Here is a 5771-nt window from a genome sequence, read left to right on the forward strand (position 1 = left end):
GGATGCATCACCACGCTCTGGATTTAACATACTGATTTTACGTCAAGGGAATCCGCAGCCTTTATGGCTACGCAGCATAATATCTATTTATTCAACAAAGCCATGGAAAAACAGCATGATTACCTATTATTCAACAAAGCCCTCCAGCTGTTGCATTTTTGATTAGTGAGATGATTTTTTCCTGCTCTTCTATCTCTAAATCAGGATAGATAGGAATACACAGTACAGAATTGGCAATACTGACAGACTCAGAGAGATCTCCCCTTTTATGCATCTTATACATAGGAAAATCACTGATCAGGGGGTAGAAATAACGGCGAGCAAAAACACCTGCAGCTTTCATTTTGTTGTAGAGTGCGTCTCTGCTACAAGGGTAGCGATTGTCTATGAATATAGGAAAGTACGCATAGTTCCATTCAACATTGTCAGGAACATCAACTATTCTGATACCCTCTATATCCGATAAGGCATGACAGTACCTTTCAGAAATGGATTTTCTCAACTCAAGCGCTTTGTCGATATATTGTAACTGTAACAATCCAAACGCTGACTGAACTTCATTCATTTTGCCATTAATTCCAGGTGCCACAACAGTCACTTCATCGGTAAAACCAAAATTCTTAAGATAATCAATCCATTTTTTTGTTTTTTCATCAGGACAAATAATTGCCCCACCCTCAATGGTGTTAAACACCTTAGTGGCATGAAAACTCAGTATTGATAAATCACCATGATTAAGAATGCTGACACCCTCTTTTTTGACACCAAAAGCGTGTGCTGCATCATAAATGACCTTCAACCCATAAATATCTGCGATTTGTTGAATACGTTCAACATCTGCCGGTATCCCGTAGCAATGCACAGGTAAAATTGCTGACGTCGCTGATGTGATCAGTTGTTCAATTTTTTCTGGATTGATATTGCACGTTTTAGGGTCGATATCAGCAAATACAGGCGTCAAACCATTCCACAACAACGTGTGTGATGTCGCAACGAAAGAATAGGGTGTTGTTATCACTTCACCCGTAATGCGTAAAACCTGTAATGCAGTCAGCAACGCTAGGGTACCGTTGGAAAAAACACTGATGTATTTGACACCCAAATAGTCAGCCAATTGCTGTTCGAACTGCTGGTGAAATGGACCATTGTTAGTTAACCACTTGTTATCCCATATTTTTTCTAGATACGGGACAAACTCCTCCAACGGAGGAAGCAGCGGTCTATTGACATAGATATTTTTCACGCTAATGCTCTCCACGATTCGTTCTTATCTTTTTTAGGCACGCTACCGCCTTGGCCTTACGCTACCAGAGAACCACACCACTTTTGCTAGCCCTTACCTTTTGTGTTGTAATTGACGGCGAGCACAGCCATCAATTACATATTGAGATGTCATTGCCAGCATACATCACAACTCAAAGGTCTTTGTCACATAATAACATTTTGAGCGGTGATTACTCTACTTATCAACACCCGAATGCACATGCTTGCGCAGGTTTACCATCGCAGTAATTCATCCAGACGCTTCGCATCATTTGCTCAAAGTACAGTGAGGGTGACCCGCCTTGTTTTTCAATCGCCATGAAGCGCGGCCGTAAGGCCTGCCGGCATTGATTCAGTTCATCAAGCCGAGTTGACCAGCTAATGGCTTGCTCGATGTATTCTTGCTTTGAAGAAGCGACAAATCCCTCTAAGCCCAGTGCGTTTAATGCAGCAACACCTTGCCATGTATGGTAGTTTTCACCCGTCAACATGAGTGTTGGCACCCCCATCCAAAGCGCATAGTTGGTCGTTGTCCCTCCAGAGTAAGGGTAAGTATCAAGCAATAAATCAATTTCATGATGTAACTCCAGGTACTTACTTAATGACAGCCTTTCATGAAAAACAAGTTGAGATGACGCTATTCCATAGCTATCAAATTTAGCGCGCAAAATGGCAATGTCTTGTTTACCAGAGAGACCTGCGATAATCATTCGGCTATCGGGTACCGACTTGATTATTTGGACCCATGCATCGCACATATAATCATTAAGTTTTTGTATACGATTCATGCTAGCAAACGTGAATCTCCCACGTTTTATAGCGGGTAATTCGTTCACTTCAGGGCTATTGTTCACACTTTTAAATTGAAGTTCGCTACGCAGATAAACCAGTTTTTCCACAAATTGTTGTTGGAAGTTTTTCGTTCCCGGAGCCAAATTAAAAATAAGGAAATAGTCCATTGCTGACATTCCTGTGGTGCCAGGACAACCAATCCAACTTATCTGTATGGGAGCAGGTTTAAACGCAAACATAGGCAAGCGATTACACGCAGTATGACCAGAAAGATCAAACAGAATATCAATCTGTTCCTCATGGATTAGCTCAGCTAACTCTATATCGCTCTTGCGATACACAGCGTGCCATCCGTCAGCAGTTTGCTCAAAGGACTGAGTAATATTGTCGTAGTTATTTGATGACGCAAAGCCATAAAGCGCAAAGTACTCCCGATTGATACTCTCCCAAATTGGCCTTAAGAAGTTCGCCACTTGGTGATTACATAGATCTCCAGAAACGAAACCGACGCGTAATTTACGCCCAGGTTCCCGTGTTCCTTTCGGGATGAAATGCCGATGATACTGTTGTGCCCGTTGCTCGACCAATACACCATACCCTCGGTGCTCTGCATAAAGCGACTCAGGCGTTTCCCGTACATCGTGTAGCAGCGTGAAAAGATAGCTGCTATATAAATCACAGTGATCAGGAGCAATAGCACGCATACGGCGAAAACAGTCCACAGCTTCACTCATCCGCCCTTGCGAGCTGAGCAGGTTGGCCAGGTTGTTTAATATGTTAGGTTCTTCTGGCGCATATTGTTCTGCCTTTCGAACGCAAAATTCAGCTTGTGCCATCTCATTGCTGTCTTTATACAAGGTGCTGAGCATATTCCATGCACCTGCATTACGATGATCGCAACGCAATATTTTGCGTACCAAACGCCCGGCATAGTAGTGTCGGTAGCTATACCAAAAGGCATAAGCAGCATCCTGGTATACACTCCAGCTCGTAGCATGCATCGACAATGTTTTCATCAAGGCAGCCAGCCCCTCGTCATATGCCCCCGTTTTTAAGTTTGTTTGCCCAAGCAGATACCAGCAATACACGTTCGATGGCATTTCTTCGACCAGCGCTTTAGCCTTACTCCGAGCCGCCGCATAATCATTAATACTGATGAGGTATCTAATTTGCTGTTGTATCGTTTTATCGACTGGCCTAGCATCAGCCACACGTTTACTGTGGTGAGACTTCTTCACTTTTTCTGAATCCGGGCTGATATATCCCCCGACGCTAGTTTCACTGCAATACATGATCAATGCTCCGAGATAGCGCTCGCTCTTTGATGAACATGCTTGCAGCAGTTGCTGAAAATAATGTTGCCAGGCAGGGACGCTGCCCCACAGCACGCCAGCTATACGTAGACGCTCCATGAACTCGTAGCAATCAGCGTCAAGTGGCAGGTCAGATTTCTGGCATAACAGCAGCCTCAGGTAATCTTGTTCTTGCTGAGTAAAGGTAAACATAATCTTGTCATGCCAGAGATTGAAAACACCGATAGCGGTATGCGCGGGTACGTTATCCCGCAATAAGGCAGCAACACAAGGTAGGAGCTGTACTGATGTCGATGAGCTACTATTATAACGCCCTTGTTCCTGGCTAAAGTGCAATCCATCGATTCCACTACGAAAAAGCATTGTAAGCGCATCCAACACATCCTGCTGATGCTGCTTATCTTCTTTATCATATTCTGGTGCTCGGGTATTAAACACCAATTGATCAAAACTGACACTGTGGGGCCAGGCATCACTGATCACATCCATCATGTTCAGCGCCAAGTCATGATTGATATGCACAACAACACCACTGCCAGAATAATGCGCATTGGCCACATGGCCTTCGTTAGTTACACCTCGCTGAAAACTCCCCGCCCAATGAAAATGCGTCAACCGCGCTAAATCAGGCGTTGGCAGAATGTCCTTTGCACGCTGTTCAGTCACTAACAAACTAAAACGATGGCTACGTCCAACAGCAAAATCCAGGTATTGCTGACCCAGCAACTTGTTATCACCCGGGCATATGGCATTATGCAGTTTCTCAACGTCACCACCATAGTGCCCCGCAATCTCGGTATGAGGCAGAAGATCACCTACATAGGCAAATCCAGCACCGGCAGCCATAGCATGGAAATCGAGTAGATAGCATGGCTCATTCAAGCACTGAAGATACCTCAGACTCAATGCTAAATCGGAGCTGGTTTCAGCGTGTTTGACCAGCTCACGCATTGGTTCACTTAATGTATTTTTTGCAGCCAGTCCCAGAGACATAAAAGTTAGCATCGCACGAGCATCGTCAAGTTGTTCTGCTGGCGTTTGCGCCAGGCTGCTATGCAATTGCAGCGCATCCTGCAATACTTCAGCAACCTTATAACCGGGATAAGTACTCCACGCCAGGCAAGCTATCCCTTTGGGCGTTAAATGCAGTTTAACCCACTCTAATAGCGCCGAGCGCATTGCATTATTGATCGTAGAGAAATGGCCATGAATGATGATGTAATCAAATTCCCCTAACTCACTGTTTAATAATTCATCAATATCCGCGGTCGCCAACTGGAGATTTGGCACTGACATTGTGCGTAATGCATGTTGTCCTTGGCTAATCAGCGCATCATCCAGATCAATACCAACCGCCTGACTCTTTTCATAAGCAAGTACAAACGGCAGTATGTTATCCCCTGCACCACAGCCCAATTCAAGTACTCTGGCTTTTTCTACTGCAGGCGTATGGATACCGTACAAATAGGCCGCCGCCTTGATATGTACCGGCGATGCATATGACGTTTCAATTTGTGGGCGATGCACGGTTTCATCAGAAACATTAACAGGGTCAACAGAATTATCTTGCATATTAAGTGGATATCCTTAATTCATTAGTCCAATCGCTTTACGGTGGCATAGCGGCTCAATAGCAACTATTGATCCGCTGGGTCGTGTATTCAATGAGTTGATGTAGCATAAAACGTAGTACTTGCGTTCGATGGCTTTGTTGAATAATAGGTAATCATGCTGTTTTTCCATGCCAGTTTGGGTTGAAAATGCTTGTCATCTCAGGTGTACACTTTTCTCATGAGGCCTAACTGCATGATTTTACGTTGCGATGATCCGTCGTTTCACTGAGCTGCCAGCATAAAATCTATTTATTCAACAAAGCCGATTTTACGTTGTGAGGATCCGTCGTTACACTGGGCTGACAGCATAAAATCTATTTATTCAACAAAGCCTCCGGCATATTGAAGAGATGGTACAACTATGAACGAGGGCTTTTTAGGCAGTTCAGTTTTAAATAGTAAAAACTTGTCTAATCTTGTCATGTACAATTACAAAATGAAAGCAACGAAAATTAGCCTATGGGATAGATTTATTGATCTTTTTAAATCTTGCAAAAAGCAAGATGTCGTCAATACGTTTTACGCCCTTATTCATGGCGATAGCAATGAAGGCAATAGTGCTAAAACAAACAACAGATTTTATTGTTTTGAACAATGGCTTTGTTGAATAATAGGGAATAATGCTGTTATGACAAGCCTGTTTTGGATTAAAATGGGCTTTGTTGAATAAATCAGAACTTGTAACGACTGCGCCCCATACGGGTCGATTGTTACGTGATGCGAATACTGTTCGGCATTCCTAATAGCGTGATCCGGTTAAGCGCTTTGACCATGGCCATGGCTTCACCCA

General features: G+C 43.7%; 4 protein-coding genes and 1 pseudogene. 1 reads left to right on the plus strand and 4 read right to left on the minus strand.

All coding sequences use genetic code 11. From position 1 onward, the window contains the following. Positions 1–130 precede the first annotated feature (130 nt). The 3 genes from QZ506_RS18600 to QZ506_RS18610 all read right to left on the minus strand — a co-directional run bounded on the left by QZ506_RS18600 (position 131) and on the right by QZ506_RS18610 (position 5111). Positions 131–1243 carry a DegT/DnrJ/EryC1/StrS aminotransferase family protein gene (locus tag QZ506_RS18600; RefSeq protein WP_291973062.1) on the minus strand — a complete coding sequence of 371 codons (1113 nt, stop codon included), beginning with the start codon at positions 1241–1243 and terminating at the stop codon, positions 131–133. A 223-nt stretch (positions 1244–1466) separates the two neighbouring features. Continuing rightward, the gene (locus QZ506_RS18605; protein WP_291973063.1) at positions 1467–4940 is read right to left on the minus strand and encodes a methyltransferase regulatory domain-containing protein; all 3474 of its coding nucleotides are present in this window, start codon (positions 4938–4940) and stop codon (positions 1467–1469) included. Positions 4941–4955: 15 nt separating this feature from the next. Then, complete coding sequence (locus QZ506_RS18610; RefSeq protein WP_291973064.1) at positions 4956–5111, minus strand: hypothetical protein; 156 nt, start codon at positions 5109–5111, stop codon at positions 4956–4958. A gap of 231 nt (positions 5112–5342) precedes the next feature. Here QZ506_RS18610 and QZ506_RS18615 point away from each other — a divergent pair, with 231 nt between their 5' ends. Then, on the plus strand, positions 5343–5588 hold the full coding sequence (locus tag QZ506_RS18615) for a hypothetical protein (RefSeq protein WP_291973065.1): 246 nt from the start codon (positions 5343–5345) through the stop codon (positions 5586–5588). 103 nt (positions 5589–5691) lie between these two features. Here the strand turns inward: QZ506_RS18615 and QZ506_RS18620 are convergent. After that, positions 5692–5771 (minus strand): annotated as a pseudogene (locus QZ506_RS18620) (lipoprotein); the annotation flags it as partial.

This window comes from Candidatus Symbiopectobacterium sp. (assembly GCF_020054415.1).
In the GTDB taxonomy this organism is placed as follows: domain Bacteria; phylum Pseudomonadota; class Gammaproteobacteria; order Enterobacterales; family Enterobacteriaceae; genus Symbiopectobacterium.

Excerpts from the sequence above, each read along its gene's own strand:
- QZ506_RS18605 (WP_291973063.1), bottom strand. The coding sequence starts at position 4,940 with ATGCAAGATAATTCTGTTGACCCTGTTAATGTTTCTGATGAAACCGTG.
- QZ506_RS18610 (WP_291973064.1), bottom strand. The coding sequence starts at position 5,111 with ATGGAAAAACAGCATGATTACCTATTATTCAACAAAGCCATCGAACGC.
- QZ506_RS18615 (WP_291973065.1), top strand. The coding sequence starts at position 5,343 with ATGAACGAGGGCTTTTTAGGCAGTTCAGTTTTAAATAGTAAAAACTTG.